We start from the raw sequence: 19,040 nt of genomic DNA on the forward strand, positions 1-19,040 counted from the left end.
GGTCTGGCGGTCTGGCGGTCTGGCGGTCTGGCGGTCTGGCGGTCTGGCGGTCTGGCGGTCTGGCGGTCTGGCGGTCTGGCGGTCTGGCGGTCTGGCGGTCTGGCGAGATCATCATCCGGGGCAAGGGACGGCGGGAGGACCGGCTCCCGCTGTCGGCGTACAGCTTAGCCTCGCTGTTTCGGTTGGGACGGTGAGGCGTCGCTGAGGGTCAACTGTCGGGTGGCCGAGGCGATTTCGGTATTCGGGCATGGTGGAGTCCCGGCGCAGTGGTCGGGTTCTCCGGGGTCCTTCGGGTCGTGGTGGGCAGGGTTTGCCGGTCAGCTGGCGGGACGGGGCAGTGCGGCGAGGCGGTGGAAGGCTGTGGGGGGTTCGTTTCTCCAGGGCCAGGTCGCCGATATCCGCAAACGCAGGCGGCGGCCGCCGCGGGTGAGGCGGGCGGCGACGTGCAGCAGCCGGTAGCGGAGCTTCTTCGGCTCGGCAACCGCGAGTTCGCCGTCCAGCAGCAGGACGCACATCAAGGTCAGCAGATCGATCGCCGCGAGGCTGAGTTCGAGCCAGACGGCGTTGACGTTGAAGTCGCGCGAGGGGAAGCGGCCGGAGCCGGTGCTCTTGCCGCACCGGATGTGGTCTTCGACGCATGCATGCCTGCGGTGACGGGCCTCCAAAAACTGCGCGGAGCCGCCGCCGGAGTACGGGGTGTCGGTGAGGAACACCTGGTGCCGCAGTCCCTCGTCCTGATCGAACAGGGACAGCTGGGCTCCGGGGTGCGGGCGTTCGCGGCGCACGATGATGCGGGTGCCGGCGGGGTGGCCGTCCAGGTCGACCAAGCCGGTCAGTTCGGCGACTTCGGCGCCGTCACGCAGTGTCCCGTCCTGGTCCAGGGCGGGATGCCAGAGGCGGTCGGGCATGGCCCGGACAGCGCGTCGGACCGGTTCGGTGATGGCGTATCCGACCGAGAAGAAGGTGCGGATTCCTCGTTTTTGCAGGGCGCGGATGTGGGCGGGGAACGCTTTCGCGGATCCGGCGCTGTCGGTGCGGATGAGGAGGTCGGTGCCGTGCCTGTGGGCGTCGGGGATCTGTGCGAGTGCCTGATCGAGCACCGTGATGTGATCGGCGGCGGTGTTGGCGCCGGCGTTCTTGGGCCGTGGCCGACCGGACAGTGCCTCGCCGGTGTTGGCGAGGAAGCACAGCAGCGGGTGGCAGCCGAAGCCGCCCTTGTAGGTGGGTGCGGCCTGCTGTTTCTCGGAGTGGCAGGTGACCAGGGTGGCGTCGAGGTCCAGGACCAGCCCGGGCAGCATGCGTCCTGCGGACCGGGCTGCGAGTATGCCCTCACCGTGGTCGGCGGCCTGCAGCCAGTCGACTTCGCGGGACTGTGCACGGGCCGAGCGCAGAGAAGCCAGTGCCTTCTCGTCAACGTCGGCGAGGAGTCGCCAGGCTGTTGGTGTCGAGGCGACGGGGCCGAACACCCCTGCCTGGTCCCGCAGTACGGCCAGGTCCGCGATGGCCTCGCCGCCATCGGCGAGCATCACCGCCAAGTCGGTGGCGATCCGTCCCGGATCATGACCGGTCCCGCGCGGCCGAAGCGGCCTCGGCGCGGCGGAGTAGGCGGCGCTCAGCCCGGTGGCATCAGCAAGATCCGCCAGCAACCGTGCCCTGGCATGACCGACCACCCCCGAACCATCGGCACTGACCTGGACCTTGGGACGCAACCCGATAACCTGCACGTAGAAAGTGCCCTCCGCCTGGACCGACAGAACCCCTCAGCAAGGTTCATCGTCCCAGGTCAGGAAGGCACTTTCGCGTTTCCGCCTCGACAGCCGCCGTACCCAACCGAAACGGCGAGGCTAAACGATCACGTTCGGAAAGCGGATGACGTCTCAGGCCAGTAGGGCACCCAGTCCACAGCCCGCGTGGGAGGTTCTCGGCCTGGATCACGTCGGCTCTTAGTTCGCCAGCCCCCCGCACCAGCCGCCGGAAGGCCAAGGTGACCCTGGCGCGCACGGTCGCGGGGGCACAGCGCCCGGAAGCGCCGCCCGCGCGGATGGCGGCGCGGATCAGTGACGCCCGGCGGACGGCGCACCCTCAACGGGGCGCACCCAGTAACCGTTATCATCGAAGTTCTTGATCAACACATCGGCAGAGTCGAGGACGTGCTGCTGCGCGGCCTTCCGGGCAGCTTCGGCGTCATGGGCAACCATCGCCTTCAAGATCTTGACGTGCGCCTTGGTCGAGTGGGCGATCTGTTGCGGAGCGATTTTGTAGTACTGGTGAGGGATCAAGCGCAGTGTGTTCAGCAGGATCCCGACGAGCTTGGGCGAATTGGCGCCGAGGTTGATGACGCGGTGGAAGCTATCGTTCGCCCACTCCAGTGCGTCGATGTCGGAGGCCTCGGCGGCCGCGAGCCACTTCTCATGGGCCTGCTCGAGTGCCGAGATCTGCTCGTCGTCGAGGCGCAGCGCCGCGCGGGCAGCGAGCTCGCCCGCGAGCTGGGAATGGAGCCAGTAGATATCGCGCACGTCGTCGGCGGTGGTGACGCTTACCTGGAAGGATCGCGCCTTAGCTCCGCTCTCAATCAGACCCTCATGGGTCAGCCGGAGCAGGGCCTCGCGCACCGGCATCGTGCTGACGTCAAGGGCCTCGGCGATCTGCTCGTGGGTGATCTGCTGCCCCGCTGGCAGTTCCCCCGTCCAGATCATGTCGCGGACGATCTCGATGACCTGATCACTCACCGATCGCACGCGCCCGCGACCGCGACCAAGTCGGCGAAGGCCCGTCGCCGACGTCGACGATGCCTGGTCAGATTGACCTGGTCCTGGCATTATGACCAACTTTCCGTAAAGACTACAATCAAAGGCTATCCTATCATGGATTATAGATCATGATCATCGGCTATCCGGAGAGGCTCTGTGGCCCGCTCAAGAACGACGACCGAGTCGGTCATTCCGCGGACGCGGACAAAATCATAGGTCCCGCAGCGTGTTGGCGGGCGACGACCGCTACTGTCAATACTCCGCGAAGATTGACCCCCTGTGGTTCGGCGGGTTCCCAGGCGGATTCGAGCGGTCGTCGCAACGGTGACTGATTCATGATGCCAAAGCGGCCCGGAAGACCTCGGCTGGTGTGCGCCAACCGAGTGTCTTGCGTGGACGGTGCGCCTGGATCCCCCGCCGTCCTCCTCATAGACGGTCAGCGGGTGGCCCTCGTCGTTCCGGCTCGAACCACTGGCGTCCGGATTCTGGGCCGGCCCGTGATGGAAGATTGCGGGCTTGGCTAGCGCGTCCACGATGTCCTCGTACCGGGTCGCACCCAGGTGTCGGTGCCGGGAATGCGGTACACCGGATTGGTGTCGCGCAGCTAATTGTAGGCCACGTAGGGACACTGCAGTGTCTCGGCCGAGAAGAGGTCGACAGCGTCACCTCCGGTCTCCATGATCACCTCTCCTTCGCGCGAATTCCGACGTGGAGCTGGTTCATCGCCCGGAGTATGAGTCCGGGACGGTGACGGTAGTCGTTCTTCTCCGGGAGCAGCCACCAGTCCTCGATGCGGTCGAGCAGCAGCTTGAAGGCGATGCGCTGCTCGAACCGGGACAGGTTGGCGCCCACGCAGTGGTGTTCGCCCTGCCCGAACGCCAGGTTCCGGTGGGAGTTGGGCTGCGAAAGGTCCAAATGGTCGGCGCTGGAGAAGAATCGGGGATCACGGTTACCGGCGGCGAAACGCAGATGCACAGTCGAGCCCTTGGGAATGAGCACCCCATTCACCTCGACGTCCTCGGTGGTGTGCCGGGCCATGCCCTGGGTCGGGGACTCCAGCCGAAGGGACTCCTCGATGAACTTCTCGATCAGCGAGTGGTCGGCGCGGATCTGCTGGTGCACCTGCGGGTTGCTGAGCATCAGCCACAGCGCGGAAGTGATCGCGAAGGCGGTGGTCTCGTTCCCGCCGGCGTGCAGTTGATCGACCATGTAGACGATCTCAGAGTCCGTGAGGCGGCGGGGCGTACCCTCGAGATCCTTGAACTTGGCGTTGCCGAGGTGGCTGAGCAGGGTCTCGTCGGGGCGCCGCCGCTTCTCCTCGACCACCGACATGATGAAGCGCTGGAACTCGACGTTCTGCTCCGCGACATAGCGCTCTTGCTCCGCGGTCAGCTTGCCGTCGAACTGCATGACCCACGCCTCGGACCACCGGCACAGGTCCGGCACCGAGTCGGCCGGGAAGCCCATCAGCAAGGTGATCACGGCGACCGGCAGTGGCTGGGCGAACTGGCTGACGAACTCGATCTCCGTGGAATCGATCCAGCTATCGATGAGTTCGTTGGCGACCTTTTCGATGAGATCGCGCTTCTTCTCCACGGCGCGTGCGGTGAAGAAGCCGTCGACCATCGCCCGGTACCGCCGGTGAATCGGCGGATCGGTGCTGAGCGGAATCCGCCCGGGACGGGGAATTCCTTGGTCGAGCCAGATCTTGAGCGCGTCCGGATCCTGGATGTAGGCCTGCTTGGGGGCCGGGCCCTGCGCGAACACCTTGGGATTGCGGCTGATCTCGAGGATGTCCTCATACCGGCTGACGATGTACATGCCCGCGCTGGGCATGTAGAAGACAGGCGCCTCGTCCCGCAACGCCGCGTACGACGGGTAGGGGCACTCCTGGGTTTCCGGTTCGAACAGGTCTACGTCCAGCACTACGCACTCTCCTATCACTGGTGCACTCTTTGGATAATCTGGTGCCTCGCAGCTTGATCCGGCCGTCACACGCACCGCACGTCGCCATTCACAGGTGAACATCGATTCGTCGAATCCGAGGATGAGCCCCCCGTCGTTCGAGGCGACGCCGTCCGGGCTGCCGGCCGGCCGCAGAGTGGGGACCCGCTCGAGCAGGCGGTAGAACACCACCTGCAGCCGGACTCAGGCACTGGTGCGGGCCCGCGCCGAAGGCGAGGTGACCGGTCGTGTCGCGGTGGATGTCGAACTCGTCCGGGTTGAGGAAAGCGCGAGGATCACGGTTGGCGATCAGGTGATCGGCAATGATGGCCTCGCCCTCGTGAATGGTCACACCGGCGAGTGTCAGGACTTCGCGCACCACACGGCGACGGCCGATGTGCGCGATAGTGCAGAACCGCAGCATCTCCTCAAAGGCATTGCCGATGAGCGACCGGTCGGCGCGGAGCTGCCCGAATTGGTCCGGGCCGAGCAGGAGCAGCAGCGCGCCAAGCGCGGTCATGCTGGCGGTGGTGGTGTGCCCGCCGGTGAGCAGGAGCCGTGCGGTCGCCACGAGTTGCTCGTGGCTGATGTCCCCCTTGAACACGTGGTTGACGATGAGCCTGCTCAGCAGGTCGTCGCCAGGCTGGCGCTTCTTGTCCGTGACGAGATTGTCCATGAAGACCAGAATCTCGCCGCTGGCCGCCACGACCTCCTGATGCGTGGACGCGCCCGAGGCCAGGGTGTGCGCCCGCGTCTTGTAGAACTCGTGGTCACATTCACGCGCCCCGAGCATGCGTGCGGTCATCTTCCAGGCCATGACCAGCACGAATTCCTCAACGAAGTTGACCGGCGGCTCCAGCTTGAGCAGGTCATCGATGGTCTTGTTGACCATCTGAACAAGCTCCTCCCGGCACTTCTGCGACCTCGCCGCCGTGAACTCCCCGGCCACCACGCGCCGGTAGAAACTGCGCTCCGGCGCGTCCAGGTTGAGGAACGTCGCGAAGGTGCTGCGAACCTCCTGGATCGCCACGCTCGTGTGCGGATAGGCAGGATCGGTGGAGTCGTCGCTGACCCGCGGGTCGGCGAGCACCGACCGTACGTCGTCATAACGCGTGATCAGCCACGGCTGCGTGCCATTCCAGATCTTCACACGACTGGCCGGGCGGCTCTCCTGGATCTCCGCGAGGCGCCGCGAGGGATCAAGATGCGACTGGGACTGCAACTGATAGAAGTCGGGCTCAGCGACCATATCGCTCCTCACTCCCTTCCCTCGTGGCATCAGAAGAGATCAGTCCGGCGCGTAAGCATATCACTGATCAACTATCGTTACTAGGGGATTTGCCGGACGCTGTAGCCCTGCCCGCTCGGCTGGCTATCCTGAGCTTGGCGTCCGGTTACATCGTTCACACCCCCTCTGAACTGGGAAGACGTCCGGACTGCTGGACGTACGCTTGGCGTTTAAGTTGCTTGCTTCGTTCCGCCGTTCTGCCGCGTGTCCGCTTTGGATTGTTTTCCTACGAGATGCTGGTGCGCACGGCGCTTGTTCTTCGAGCCGACCGGTCGGCCTGGACCCGCCGTGCCGGTTTTCGGTGCGCCGGCCGGCTGGGGCGTCTTCCCGTGCAGGCGGAGAAATCCCCGGCGGACGCGGGCAGGGGCGAGACGGCCTGGCTTCGCGGGGGGCTCCCAGGGCTTACGGAGGTCTTCCGCCAAGGGCCGGGCGACGCGGAGTTGGGTGTGGGCGGCAAGGACGAGCCAGGTCCAGCGGTCGGCGGCCTGGGGACTGCGGAGCTTGGGTGCGGTCCACCCCAGCGTCTGCTTGAACCGCCGGAAAGTATGTTCAAGATCCAATACCGTTAGTTTAAGGGGTTGGTGGGATGAGTTGGAGGGTTCGGGACAGGGCTCGAGTGCCGTGCTCCTCAGGTTTCTTGATTCGGTAGCGCGAGATGATGCGTTTGACGTTCGCGGGTTGGACCGGGGGCGTCTCGGCGGGGTGAGGTTGGCTAGGAGTTCGTCCAGAGCGAGGGCCAGGGCGTGGTCAGGCCGAGGGGGAAAGGCCACCGGCGGCATAATCGTGATGCGGCGGGCGACGCGCAGGCAGGTCATGAACGACAGGCGGTCGGGGTCGAGGTCTTCCCTGTTGGCCCTGGCAGCCTCGAACATGTGGACGCGCAGTGCGTAGTGCACGAGTAGGTGGCCCCAGAGCTGCTGGTGCACACCGTCGGGTGTCTTGCTGGCTACTCCTTCACCGCGCCTACGCCGAACCGGCTGTGGGTCACCGACCTCACGATGATCTCGACCGGCGAGGGACCCTTGTGGCTGTCCGCGATCCGGGATGCGTTATCCCGTCGGGTGGTGGCCTGGGAGACCTCCGCCCGCGCGGACGCCGACCTGGTCCTCACCACGCTCGAGTACGCCCTCGCGTCCCGCGAGGTCGAGTCCGGCACGCTCGTGCATCACGCCGACCACGGCTGCAATACACATCGATCAAACTCACAACTCGCCTGTTGCGAGCGGGTGTTGAGGCGTCCATGGGAGCGGCGACATAGGGTCCCCGCGCACGTCCGGCTCCACCAGCGCCAACAGCGCCGGAACCAGCCCAGGATCGAGATCAGCGAGTCGTTTGCGGCCCCCGCCCGCCTTGCGTACCCGCTCCAACGGCGCCTGCCCAGAGTCCAGTTCGGCAACGCCGCGGGAGACGGTGTCTTCCCGCACGCCGGCAGCCCCGGCCACCAGTCTGATCCCGCCATGGCCCAGCACCCGGGCCTCGGCTCCCATCAACAGCCGCCGCTGCCGCTCATCCAGATGCGGAAACAACACCTGGAACTTCGCCGCCAACGCCGCCTCGGTCTCCCCAGCCGCATCCATGCCGCGTCCAGATCACACCAGCAGGCATCCCCGCGGGAACCACCGCTTGTTCTTTTACAACCCCTTAGACGGCAGCTTCACGATGGTGTCCGACCGAGTGATCATGGCGCGCAGGACGTGCCGGCGGCACCACCCCCGCCGTTACCCGGGATGACGTGCACCGTGCGCGCACCGAAGGCCCGCATCGACGCGACCATGCGGCCAAACGGCGGCGCACTGACCCATCCGTCGAGGTAGGCCCCGCCGATACATCGCTCGGTGATGTGGCGGGCGTTCTCGCGGGTGAACTGCGCCGCGATGCCAGCGAACGAGCGGTCAACCAGCGGCTTGCTGAGCATGGACGAGCCATAGGTCAGCTCGCATGCTCGCTGCAGGTGCTCGTTGCGGCCCATATCCAGCCACTCGCCGAGTTCGGCGACATAGTCGCAGACTTCGTCAAAGCGCAGATGGTGCAGGTCGGCCATCGCCGCCGGAGACGGCACCACGATCCGGAATAGTTGCGCGGGTCGGGGGCGCTGAACGCCGAGCCGCCCGCCCGGCGTGCTCAACGAGGCAGTCCGTGACGACCTCGCCTTGCAGAACGAGCGGCGCGAGCGCGGTGTCGCCGGTTGGCCGGGGAGATGTCACTTCGTGTGCACTTCCCCGTATTGGACGGGTGTGGCCGCGCCCCGCGTCGCTGCCACCACTCGCCGGGCCGCGACCCCCGCCGGCACTCCGCAGTATGCCGCGACCTGCAGCACCAACTCGTCGATCTCGTCCGGCGTCACGCCGGCGCGGGGCGCGCTGCGGCAATGGATCGCGAACTCGTCCATCCGGCCCGTCGCGGCCGTCATGGCCAGCACGAGCAGGCTACGATCGCGCAGCGCCAGCCCCGGCCGGGTCCACACTGACCACGCCGAGTCCAGGACGTAGTCGCGCATCGCGCGGGCACCGGGGCTGTCATCACCTGACGTGGCGTTGACGTACTCGTCCCCCAGGATCTCCCTGCGCCGCTGTGCGGCCACAGCCCGGCGCTGCGACACCGACACTGGCGCCGCCGTGGGCTCCGCACCGTCGTCAGACACCCATATCACCCATTAACATCAAGCCGCCTCCTTGACCAGTACTCACCAGCTCACGACCATCTCGTCCAGCCCGAGCGTCACGACGCCCTCGTCCCTCCACCTGACGTCCTCAATGCCGCCGACGAGGTGCAGGTTGGGGATGCGCGTAAGGAGACGATCGAAGATCACCTGCAGTTCGACGCGGGCCAGCTGCTGCCCGAGGCACTGATGCGGTCCCGCGCCGAAGGCCACGTGACCCACGGTGTCGCGCGAGATGTCGAAGGTGTTCGGCTCGGCGAACTTGCTCGGGTCCCGATTGGCCATCTTGTGGTCGGCGATGATGCCGTCCCCTGCGCGCACCGTTACCCCAGCCCGCTCGATGTCGGCCACCGCCACGCGCCGTCGGCCGATGTGCGTGATGGTGAAGAAGCGCAGCATCTCTTCGACGGCGTTGGGGAGCAGCGAGCGGTCAGCGCGCAGCTGGGCCATCTGGTCGGGATGCAGCAGCAGTATCAAGGTGCCCAGCGCCGTCATGCTGGCCGTGGTGTCGTGGCCTCCGGTCAGCAGCATTCGAGCGGTCGCGACGACCTGCTCGTGGCTGATCTCTCCCTTGCGGGCATGGCGGACGATCAGCTGGCTGAGCAGATCGTCGCCCGGATCGCGCTCCTTAGCGGTGATCAGGTCCTCGAGATACTCGCGCATCTCCGCGGTGGCGGTCGCCAACTCCTGCTGCGTGGAAAGCCCCGAGGTGAGGGTGTGGCTGCGGCTCTGGAAGAACTCGTGGTCGGCGTACGGGACACCCAGCAGCTTGCCGATCATCCGGGACGGCACCACCAAAGCGAACGCCTCGACGAAGTTCAGCGGTGGCTGCATCGCGAGCAGCTCGTCGAGGGCCTCGTCGACGAGCTCGGTTATCTCAGCGCGGTAGCCCTCAGCGCGGGGCGTCGTGAACCCCCCGGCGACCATGCGGCGGTAGAAGATATGTTCGGGAGCGTCCATCTGGAGAAATGTCGGAAACTCGGTGCGGGTCTGCACGGTCGCCAGGCTGGTGGACGGATAGCCCGGGGCACTGGAGTCGGCGCTCACCTGGGGATCGCTGAGGATCGCGCAGACGTCGTCGTGGCGGGTGAACAGCCACGGCTGCATGTCATTCCAGATGCGCACTCGCGTCACCGGGCACTTCGCCTGGAGCTCAGCCAGGCGGGCCGCGGGATGCAACCGCGACTCCGACGGCATCGGATAAAACGGCAGGTCTTCGGTCATGACACCTCCAGGCGCACTCGGGGCCGACCCGGCGGCCGCGCAGTTCCCGCCCATCCGGATCACACCATTCGTTATATCATATGATTGATCTCTTATCAACAGTCGCTCCTCGGCGCCCGCAGGCGTGTTCCAGCTCGCGGGATCGAACACTCTCCAACCGGTCGGAGAGACTCTCTGTTCGTCTAAAGATCTTCAATCGCGAGGGGTACGAGCCCTGGTGACGGTGGCGCGTCGTGCGCTATGCCGGAATCATGAGGTACCCCGATGCCGGCGGGCTGACCGCCGCAAAACGGACCCGCGATGAGCAATCGTTTCGCAGCGGCGGAGCTGATCGAGGCCAGCGCGAGCGACCGGGAGGTGGCCAGGCGGTTCCGGGTGTCGTGGATGTCGGCGAACCGGTGGCGGCGGGCGCTGGCGGTCGGCGGGAAGCAGGCGCTGTCCTCCCAGGTCCAGGACGGTGGCGGACCGGCCCAGCCGCAGGCCGGCGCAGAGCCTGGCCAGCTCCTCGTCCAGGCACAGGAAGGCCCGTCCGGGTTCCCAGGTGCCGGCCAGGATCTGCTTGGACAGCGGTGGCTGGTCATACGGCGGGTGCGGCTCGTCGCCGATCAGCGTGAGTTCGCCGTGGTAGCCGCTGCGGCGGAGGGTCTCGGCCGTGGTCAGGCCCGGACCGAGGCCGAGGCTCCGGCGATCACTACCCGGTGGGGCATGGCCTCAGTCCTGGACCGTGATGGCCAGTGCGGGACAGAGCTCGACGGCCCGCTTGACGTCCTCGGCCAGCCCGGTGGGCGGGCTGGGCTGAAGCAGGACGACCATGCCGTCCTCTTCCCGCTGGTCGAACACGTCGGGGGCGGCCATCACGCACTGGCCGGCGGAGACGCACTTGTTCAGGTCGACGGTGATTTTCATGAGATTCCTCAAGGGATCGGCTGTGGTTACCAGGTGACGGGCAGTTCGTAGACGCCATAGGCAAGCGCGTCGTGCTTGAACGGGATCTGGCCGAGGTCGGCGGCCAGGCGCAGGGTGGGGATGCGGCGGTAGAGGGTGCCGTAGACGACCTGCAGCTCCACCCGGGCCAGCGGGCCCAGGCACTGGTGCACGCCGAAACCGAACGCCACGTGATGGCGAGCGTTACGGCGGATGTCCAGCCGGTCCGGGTCGGGGAAGGCGCCGGGGTCCCGGTTGCCAATGTCGCCGCAGGATCACGACATCGCCGGCGCGGATGGTCTGGCCGCCGACCTCGATGGCGGCTAGCGCCACCCGGCGCCGCCCGGGCTGGTTGATGGACAGGTAGCGCAGCAGTTCCTCGACCGCGCCGGCGATCAGCTTGGGGTCGATGGTGTCGCGCAGCTCGGCCAGCTGGCCGGGGTGCTGCAGCAGCGCCAGGGTGCCCAGCGCGATCATGTTCGCGGTGGTCTCGTTCCCGGCGCTCCAGGTAGTCGAGCAGCTGCTGGGCCGTCAGCGCCTGCTCCGAGGTCGAGTTGCGGTTGACCAGGATCTTGGTGTTGTCCTGGAAGAAGCCGTGGCCGGCATACGGCACGCCCAGCAGCTCGCACAGCACCAGCGACGGCGCTGGCAGGGCGAACGCCTGGACCAGATCCACCGGCTTGGGGCCGGCGAGCATGTCGTCGATCAGGCCGTCGACGATCTTCTGGGTGACCGGCCGCAGCGCCTCCACCCGCTTGATGACGAAGGGAGCGGTCACCATCCGGCGCAGCCGGGCGTGCTCTGGGTCGTCCATGGTGACGGAGGTCTGTTTCTGCTTGCGATTTTCCATTCGCCCCACCGACTGATGGGGATAGTGCGGGTGGGTGCTGTCGGCACTGAGGTGTGGGCCGCCGAGCAGGGCCCGCTGGTCGGCGCAGCTGGTGACCAGCCACGGCGTGCTGCCGTCCCGCAGCCGGACCTTCGTGATCGGGCCTTCCTCCCGCAAGGCCGGCGCCGGGTCGAACGGGCGGCTGCTCAAGTGGGGGATCGGATACTCCGGAAGGCCGGCCGGAACCGGTTCGGTGGCCGCTACCACGGGGTGAGGCATGATTCCCTTCTCCCTTGATCAAGATGCCGCGAGGCGGAGCGGCTCTTTCGCCGCCTTATCTGGCGCTTGGTGCTGGGATGTGTGGCGTTGCGGGTCAGGCGCTGGATGATGGGCATGGCCAAGGCTTAGGTGCACAGGCGCGAAACCCCATGACGCGGCTATGGCTGATGCATCGCTGACGTCGGAGGCGACGGCCGCGCGGGCGCCGCCCCGGGCGAAGTCGAATCTGTCCACGGAGGGCAGTCCCGGCACGTGCGCAGTCTTCGTGATCTGGTATGCGTTGCCTGTGTCCAGAGCAAGGTGGAACGGCCGCCGGTTTCCGCCAGTGCGATCGCATTCACGTAATCACCGCGGGATTCGTCGGTGAATCGCTGGCCGTCGCGGCCGGCAAGCATTCCGCTGCTGCTGTGGTCCTGGGCCAGCATCGTGAAGTCAGCTGGGCACACTGCGTCGACACCAGCGGGGGGAATGGGGATCGATCATGGTGACCATCGCGGCTCCTGATCTGGGCTGATCCCAGCACCGTATTACACGATAGGATCAGATACAAGTGATCGCATATCAAAGCTTGCTCTGACTCCCGCCGGCGCCGCGTCGGGCACCCCGATCAAGTTCGGCGTGGTGTCGCCAGTGACCGGGGCCAGATCCGTTCCCGCCTTCCAACAAGGCGTCAAGGCCGCCGCCGCGTACATCAATAACCATTGCCGGGTAGTTAAGGAATTGCGTGGGTAGTCCAGGGCTTCTATGACGGTATGACGGGTGGTAGATGCCGGCGCCGGTGCGAGTGAGGAAGCCGAGGCGGGTGAGCTGTTCTGAGTGTGGTGGGTCTTCGAACTTGAGCGGTGTAGGTCGGCGCCTACACTGACTGTCTGTCACAGTCTGCGATCGGCAGGCTGGTTGCACCCTGGATGCAGGACGCCCGTGGTCCTGGTTGATCATTTCTGTTCTCTACGCAGAAGATCACCGGGGAGCCACGGGCTTGGTCAACGATACGACGTTGCTGTTGAACCTGGCCGGGGCGTCCGTCATCCGGGTCGAGCGGCTGGAGGACGGTACGCGCCGGGTCCATCTGGCCACGGCGGACGCCTCGGCCAGGGCATGCCCGGTGTGCGGGGTGTTCGCGTCCCGGGTGAAGGGGGCGGCGACCACGCGGCCGCGTGATCTCCCCTACGAGGAGCACGGGCTGGAGTTCGACACGACGGGCCCGAGGACACCTCCGCACCGCTTAACTTCGAAGACCCGGTTAACCTGCACGCCCTGCCTTGGCTCGATGCGCCACCGGCCACTGCCCTCACTCTTCCCCCTCGCTCTTCGGGGCGACTCGCGGTGTCAGTTGCGCGACGAGTACGTCACGCGACGGATTCTGCCGACGTGGGCGCGAACGGGAACAGATTGCGGCGGAATGGATGCCAAGGATTGGCCTGGCAGGCGCTCGATTGACGGGGCGCCTCACCACGGCCTCAAACGCCATGGTTTGCGTGACCGGCTAACCGATGGCACGGCGTCCGCAGTGCGGGGTCGCTGTACGGGTGTTCCTTATGAGGGCCTTGCGAGCCCGTCGAGCCAGGGTGTTGTGGGACTTCAGGACCGGAGGGCACCGCGGCAGTCATTCACTGAACAGGGAAGCGAACCAGGGACGGGTCGACCTTCCGAATGTCATCAACGCTGCAGAAAATCGACGCCAGAAGGAGCTCTTCACGCAGGACGCCCAGCACCTCATGGACGCCGTCCTCCCCGCCCGCAGCAAGGCCCCAATACATCGCACGGCCGATAAGCACAGCTCGCGCACCCGCCGCTACGGCCTTCAGCACATCGGTGCCGCGTCGGATCCCCCCGTCGAGGTAGATCTCGGCCGCATCCCCTACCACGTCGGCAACCTCGGGAAGCGTGAGAATCGTGGGATAAGCCCCGTGCAGCGTGTGCCCGCCGTGGTTGCTCACCACCAGACCTTCCACGCCGTGTTCGACGCAGAGGCGCGCGTCCTCTGCGGTCTGGATCCCCTTTACCACTACAGGAAGGTTCGTCACCGACTTCACCCAGTCAATGACCCCCCAGTCCAGCCTGGGTTCCATGGCCTCGATGATGAGCTCTTCGTCGTTGATTCCGGTACCACGAAGATTGCCGAACGGCGTCTGGTTGCTGGTCATGTTCGCCGGCTGCCGGGATTCCCGGAAAGCGTTGCTCGAGCCATCCCGCTCCCCCGTACGCGTGGCTGGCTCGTCGACGGTCACAATGATGGCACGGTACCCGGCCGCTTCGGCGCGCTCGATGAGCGACTTGGTCAGTCCCCGATCCTTGAAGACATACAACTGGAACCACAACGGCCCGGTACCCGCGTCTCGGACCTCCTCAATACTGCAACTCGAACCCGTGGAGAGGCAGAACACGGTCCCCGATCGCGCGCCCGCCCGCGCCGTGGCAGCCTCACCCTCCGGATGGAATCGCATCTGAGCGCCAGCCGGAGCGAGGAGAACAGGGAGGTCGATCTCCTCGCCCAGGACCGTCGTGGATAGCGAGACGTCAGGGCGGGCAGCCAGCACCCGGGGCCTGAGGAAGACTCGGTCAAAGGCCGATTCATTGTTCCTGTTCGTCAGCCAGTGGGGGTCGTCGAGCGAACCGAACCACCTGCTGAAGAGGTCGCTTGGGAGCAACCCTCTGGCCCGGCGTTCGTACTCGGCCACGCTCGTAATGAGTTTTTCGACCATGTCACACCTCTTCGTAGGCAAAGGATGACTGCGCAAGACCAACCGTGAACGCTTGTGGCTGGGCAACTGATGCCGAGATTCAGGAGCTCTCGGTAAGGCCGCCCCAACGCACCGCGCGAGGCGCCGAAGACGGGCCTGAGATCGGGCTCAGGCAGGCGTGAACCCGACCTTCAGCTCCCGTAGCCCTCGGAGCACCAAGCCCGGCGTGTGGAGACCCGCCTGTTCGCTCGGCAGCAACCACATGTCCGTCGTTCGCTCGAGCATAGCGTCGAGCGCCACCGACATCTCCAACCTCGCCAACGCTGATCCGGGACAATGATGCTCACCAATCCCAAAAGCCAAGTGACGGCGCACATTGGAGCGTTCGGGATCGAGTTTGTCCGGCTCAACGAAGACACGTTCGTCTCGATTGGCAGCCGCAAATCTCAGGTGCACCGTCGAACCCGCCGGAATCAGGACTCCTCCCACTTCGAAGGGTTCCATCGTGTGTCGGAACATTCCCTGGACGACAGACTCGAGACGTAGAGCCTCCTCAATGACGCCGGCGCGCATCTCCTTATTTTCACGCAAAGCCTTCTGGAGGCCCGGGCGCTTCAGGATCATCTCCATCATCGAGCCGAAGGCATTGGTCGTGGTGTGATGGCCACCCGTGAAGATCATGTCGATCATCGAAACGATCTCCATGTGCTTCAAAGGCCGGGAAATTCCGTCGGGGCCGACGAAGGTGGAATGAACCAGGGAACTGACGACCGTTTCGTCCGGTGTCTCTTCCTTCTCACGCACGACGTTGCCGATGTAGGCACGGAAGTCTTGCATCATCTGCGTGCAGTAGTTCTGCTGCTCCTCGGTGATCGCTCCGCTGAACGGGAGGACCCAAGCCGCTGACCACTCCTGCAGTCTGTCCGTATCGGCCATGTCGAACCCAAAGATGTCCGTGATGACATTCCGCGGGAAAGGCTCTGAGAATTCCTTGATCAGATCTGCCTCGCCGCGGTCGATCCAGCGGTCGATGGCAGCTGTTGCGTGCCCTTCAACCAACTCGACGTGACGCTGGACGCCTCGCATGCTGAAGTGCCCGTCGATCAGGTTTCGGTAACACCGATGGACCGGGGGATCGCTGTTGAGGGGCGACTGGTGCACCTCGTCACCATCGACGTAGACCGTCAAAGGTTGTCCAGCCGGATTCTGGTGCGTGCTACTTGCGACATCGCCACCGGTGCCGTCGTCGCTCGAGACCGAAGCAGGAGCCGGCCCGTGATGGAAGACGTCTGGCCGCTGCAGGACAGCCATGATGTCGGCGTAACGGGTGAGAAGATATGCACCCGTCTCCGGCATGACGTGGACCGGGGACTCGTCGCGCAGTGTCTTGTAGGCGTTGTACGGACATTCCTGCACTTCCGGCGAGTACAGATTGGTCGACTGAGTCACGTAGCGTCCCTCCTAGTGTTTTGTGATTCTGTTTGTGGAATCTGAGGCGTCTGTGATCATTGAGTCTGGTATGGATCTCTCCTCTGAACAGATGGCTGAGCTACGGGAGTTGGCGGGTTCGCGGGATGTGTCGACTGTCGTGGCGCTTCGCGCAGGATCGTGTTGTGGTCGGCCGAGGGGCGGCGGCGAAAAGACATCGCCGAGCTCGCCGGTGTAGCACCGCTGACGGTGGACCGCTGCAAGTCCCGCTAATGCGGAGCGGGGTGTCGCCGGACTGCAGGACAAACGCCGGGGCGGCCCGCGAACTCAGGTGCCGCCTCGGGCGCGGGCCCGGGTGATCGCCTTGACGAGGATGTCCCCGCCGGCGGATTACGGGCTCTCGCACTGGTCGACGCGAACGCTGGCCGACCACTTGAAGCGGCGCGAAGGCATTTCGGTGTCCTGGCATTACGTTGCCCGGGTCTGGCGTGAGGAGAATCTGACACCGCACCGTTCGGGCACCTTCAAGATCTCGAAAGACCCGGCGTTCGCGGAGAAGGCCGCCGATGTCGTCGGCCTGTACTTGGCCCCGCCCGGTGGCGCCGTGGTGCTGTCGGGCGACGAGAAGACGCGGGCGCAGGCCCTGGATCGGACCCAGCCGGTGCTGCCGTTGGCCTTCGCGGCCACCGAGAAGCGCACCCACGACTACGTCCGGCACGGCACCACGAACCTGTTCGCCGCGCTGAACGTCATGACCGGTGAAGTGCTGGGCGAGTGCAAGCCGAACCGGAACGGCGCGAACTTCCTGGCGTTCCTGAAGAAGGTCGTCGAGCCGCATGCGGGGAAGGAGGTCCATATCGTCCTGGACAACCTGTCCACGCACACCACCCCGGACGTGAAGGTGTGGCTGGCGAAAATCCCGCACGTCCACTTCCATTTCACCCCCGTCGGGTCCTCGTGGCTGCACCAGATCGAGATCTGGTTCGGGATCATCACCCGGCAGTCCAGCCGCCATGGCACGTTCTCCGGTGTCAACGTCCTGGTCAAACAGATCCGCGACTACTTCAACTCCTGGAACGAGAACGCGAAGCCCTTCACCTGGACCGCCATCGCCGACGAGATCCTCCCCAAGGTCCGACTCGTCCAGACCAGCGTGAAGAAACTCGTCAATAACAACTCGAGGTAACACAATCAGGATCACGAGACACTAGCCCGGCCCCGGCGTTCTCGCGGAATATCCGGTCTGCGTCTCGCTGTCATGCGCGGGGAGCCTGTCGCCAGCAGTACCGGGGCCCTGCCTCCCAGCGATACGACGTTTACCGGTACGCTACAGCGCCATCGCATCAGCGACAAGAGATTGGAGATCAGAGATCATAGCTCCTAGCCGGCCAGGTCCGGGCGTTTGACAGTCTCCCGCGAGCAGCAGCATCCGACCGGCGTGAAGTCGACCACCCACACGTCGTCGCTCCACAGCGAGGTGTCCTGCGCCAGCAGCCTGATCATGTGCGTGACCAGCCCGCACGCGCCGCGCAGGCGCTTGTTGTATCCGGACTGCTAGGGAAGATAGGGGAACAGGTGGCGGAAGTCGCGACGTGCGCGGCGCAGCCAGCGCCGCTCGGAGGTGTAGCCGAGCAGCGCTGGCATGACCGCGAGCGTGACCGGTTCGGCGTCACTGAGCGTGGGCACGATCCCGACGGCAGGCCGCCAGGGGCCAACCATGGCGAGCCTTCAACTCGTCGTCGATCCGGGCATAGAGTGCTGTCGCGAGGGTGTCCAGGTCTGTCTTCACACGTCGAATGCGGGTGTCGCGCAGGCTGTTGGCGCCGGCGTGAAGACGGTTCGCAAGTGGCGTGGGAAGTTCGCCGCTGAGCGGCTGGCGGGGCTTGAGGACGAGGGTCCTATCGGTCGGCCGAAGTCCGAGCTTGTCCTGACCGAGGGCGAGGGGCCCAGCTGGTGCGCGCTGGGCGAGGCGGGCGAAGACCGCCCAGTTCCTCGCGCTGCGGGCGAAGGCCGTACTACGGTGCGCCAAGGGCGTGACGAACAAGCAGGTTGCAGCCGATCTGGGTGTGGACCAGTCGACCGTGGACCGCTGGCGGGTGAGGCTTCGTCGCCGAACGTCTCGACGGTCTGAAGGATGAGCCGCGCCCGGGGCGGCCGCCCTCGATCCTGCTCGACCAGGTCGAGGACGTGATCGTGGCGACGTTGGAGTCCACCCCGGGCAAGGACACACACTGGTCTCGTGCCTCGATGGCTCGGCTCACGGGGCTGTCGAAGTCCACCATCGGCCGGATCTGGAAGAGGTTCGACCTCAAGCCGCACCTGCAGGACTCCTTCAAGCTCTCCACCAATCCGCAGTTCGTCGACAAGGTCGTCGATGTGGTCGGCCTGTACCACAATCCGCCCGAAAAGACGGTGGTGCTGTGCGTGGATGAGAAGGCACAGATCCAGGCGCTGGACCGATCTCAGCCGGTGCTGCCGGGTATGCCGGAGCGGCGTACCCACGATTACCTACGGCACGGCGTCACGAGCCTGTTTGCCGCGTTGAATATCGCCGACGGCACCGTCATTGGCGAACTCCACCACCGTCACCGGGCGATCGAGTTCAAGAAGTTCCTGGTCACGATAGACATGGCGGTGCCTGCCGAGCTGGATGTGCACCTGGCGTGTGACGACTACGCCACCCACAACACCCCCGAGATCCGGGCATGACTGAGAAGGCATCCGCGGTTCCACGTTCACTTCACGCCTACCGGGTCGTCTTGGATCAAACCAAGTCGTGCGCTGGTTCGGTTTACTGACCGACAAGCTGATCCAGCGTGGCGTCCACACCTCCGTCAGGGCCCTGGAAGCCGAGATCAAGGCATGGATCGCCACCTGGAACGAAAATCCCAGACCGTTCACCTGGACCAAGACCGCTGACGAGATCCTCAACTCCCGCGCCGACTACCTGACCAAAGTCACAACCACCACCGACACAACTGAGCAGAACTAACCCATCAAGATACGTCGGCACCCCTGGTAGGGGCCATGG

General features: G+C 65.5%; 13 protein-coding genes and 6 pseudogenes. 3 read left to right on the plus strand and 16 right to left on the minus strand.

Annotation, left to right across the window (positions count from 1 at the left end):
• Nucleotides 1–317 precede the first annotated feature (317 nt).
• The 5 genes and pseudogenes from ACFYXB_RS38580 to ACFYXB_RS38600 form a co-directional block, all read right to left on the minus strand.
• A complete protein-coding gene (locus ACFYXB_RS38580) occupies nucleotides 318–1,754 on the minus strand; it encodes an IS1380 family transposase (protein ID WP_389589679.1) in 1,437 nt (478 codons plus the stop codon).
• Nucleotides 1,755–2,054: 300 nt separating this feature from the next.
• Nucleotides 2,055–2,729 (minus strand): GntR family transcriptional regulator, encoded by a 675-nt coding sequence (locus ACFYXB_RS38585; RefSeq protein ID WP_389589654.1) that lies wholly within the window; start codon nucleotides 2,727–2,729, stop codon nucleotides 2,055–2,057.
• Between the two features lie 702 nt (nucleotides 2,730–3,431).
• The gene (locus tag ACFYXB_RS38590) at nucleotides 3,432–4,676 is read right to left on the minus strand and encodes a cytochrome P450 (RefSeq protein WP_389589655.1); all 1,245 of its coding nucleotides are present in this window, start codon (nucleotides 4,674–4,676) and stop codon (nucleotides 3,432–3,434) included.
• Between the two features lie 88 nt (nucleotides 4,677–4,764).
• Nucleotides 4,765–5,943 carry a cytochrome P450 gene (locus ACFYXB_RS38595; protein ID WP_389589656.1) on the minus strand — a complete coding sequence of 393 codons (1,179 nt, stop codon included), beginning with the start codon at nucleotides 5,941–5,943 and terminating at the stop codon, nucleotides 4,765–4,767.
• A 209-nt stretch (nucleotides 5,944–6,152) separates the two neighbouring features.
• A pseudogene (locus ACFYXB_RS38600) lies at nucleotides 6,153–6,539 on the minus strand (transposase); the annotation flags it as partial.
• Between the two features lie 363 nt (nucleotides 6,540–6,902).
• On the opposite strand from ACFYXB_RS38600, the pseudogene ACFYXB_RS38605 reads away from it, so the two are divergent.
• Nucleotides 6,903–7,154: pseudogene (locus tag ACFYXB_RS38605) on the plus strand (DDE-type integrase/transposase/recombinase); the annotation flags it as partial.
• Between the two features lie 63 nt (nucleotides 7,155–7,217).
• On the opposite strand, the pseudogene ACFYXB_RS38610 reads toward ACFYXB_RS38605, so the two are convergent.
• The 9 genes and pseudogenes from ACFYXB_RS38610 to ACFYXB_RS38650 all read right to left on the minus strand — a co-directional run.
• Nucleotides 7,218–7,559 (minus strand): annotated as a pseudogene (locus ACFYXB_RS38610) (ISAzo13 family transposase); the annotation flags it as partial.
• Between the two features lie 101 nt (nucleotides 7,560–7,660).
• Entirely contained in the window at nucleotides 7,661–8,107 is a 447-nt protein-coding gene (locus ACFYXB_RS38615; RefSeq protein ID WP_389589657.1) for a hypothetical protein, read from the minus strand.
• 75 nt (nucleotides 8,108–8,182) lie between these two features.
• The gene (locus ACFYXB_RS38620) at nucleotides 8,183–8,623 is read right to left on the minus strand and encodes a carboxymuconolactone decarboxylase family protein (RefSeq protein WP_389589658.1); all 441 of its coding nucleotides are present in this window, start codon (nucleotides 8,621–8,623) and stop codon (nucleotides 8,183–8,185) included.
• 42 nt (nucleotides 8,624–8,665) lie between these two features.
• Nucleotides 8,666–10,015 (minus strand): cytochrome P450, encoded by a 1,350-nt coding sequence (locus tag ACFYXB_RS38625; protein WP_389589659.1) that lies wholly within the window; start codon nucleotides 10,013–10,015, stop codon nucleotides 8,666–8,668.
• 561 nt (nucleotides 10,016–10,576) lie between these two features.
• Nucleotides 10,577–10,771, minus strand: a complete 195-nt coding sequence (locus tag ACFYXB_RS38630; RefSeq protein WP_351359402.1) for a ferredoxin — start codon at nucleotides 10,769–10,771, stop codon at nucleotides 10,577–10,579.
• 26 nt (nucleotides 10,772–10,797) lie between these two features.
• A pseudogene (locus tag ACFYXB_RS38635) lies at nucleotides 10,798–11,897 on the minus strand (cytochrome P450).
• Between the two features lie 960 nt (nucleotides 11,898–12,857).
• Complete coding sequence (locus tag ACFYXB_RS38640) at nucleotides 12,858–13,046, minus strand: hypothetical protein (RefSeq protein WP_389589660.1); 189 nt, start codon at nucleotides 13,044–13,046, stop codon at nucleotides 12,858–12,860.
• A gap of 461 nt (nucleotides 13,047–13,507) precedes the next feature.
• Complete coding sequence (locus ACFYXB_RS38645; protein ID WP_389589661.1) at nucleotides 13,508–14,602, minus strand: alpha-hydroxy acid oxidase; 1,095 nt, start codon at nucleotides 14,600–14,602, stop codon at nucleotides 13,508–13,510.
• Between the two features lie 147 nt (nucleotides 14,603–14,749).
• A complete protein-coding gene (locus ACFYXB_RS38650) occupies nucleotides 14,750–16,030 on the minus strand; it encodes a cytochrome P450 (RefSeq protein WP_389589662.1) in 1,281 nt (426 codons plus the stop codon).
• Nucleotides 16,031–16,295: 265 nt separating this feature from the next.
• On the opposite strand from ACFYXB_RS38650, the pseudogene ACFYXB_RS38655 reads away from it, so the two are divergent.
• Nucleotides 16,296–17,195, plus strand: a pseudogene (locus ACFYXB_RS38655) (IS630 family transposase); the annotation flags it as partial.
• Nucleotides 17,196–17,389: 194 nt separating this feature from the next.
• Here the strand turns inward: ACFYXB_RS38655 and ACFYXB_RS38660 are convergent.
• On the minus strand, nucleotides 17,390–17,512 hold the full coding sequence (locus ACFYXB_RS38660) for a hypothetical protein (protein ID WP_389589663.1): 123 nt from the start codon (nucleotides 17,510–17,512) through the stop codon (nucleotides 17,390–17,392).
• 51 nt (nucleotides 17,513–17,563) lie between these two features.
• Entirely contained in the window at nucleotides 17,564–17,695 is a 132-nt protein-coding gene (locus ACFYXB_RS38665; protein ID WP_389589664.1) for a hypothetical protein, read from the minus strand.
• A 187-nt stretch (nucleotides 17,696–17,882) separates the two neighbouring features.
• Here ACFYXB_RS38665 and ACFYXB_RS38670 point away from each other — a divergent pair.
• Nucleotides 17,883–19,001 (plus strand): annotated as a pseudogene (locus ACFYXB_RS38670) (IS630 family transposase).
• Nucleotides 19,002–19,040: the final 39 nt, after the last annotated feature.

It is taken from the genome of Streptomyces sp. NPDC002619, from assembly GCF_042889305.1.
GTDB lineage: Bacteria > Actinomycetota > Actinomycetes > Streptomycetales > Streptomycetaceae > Streptomyces.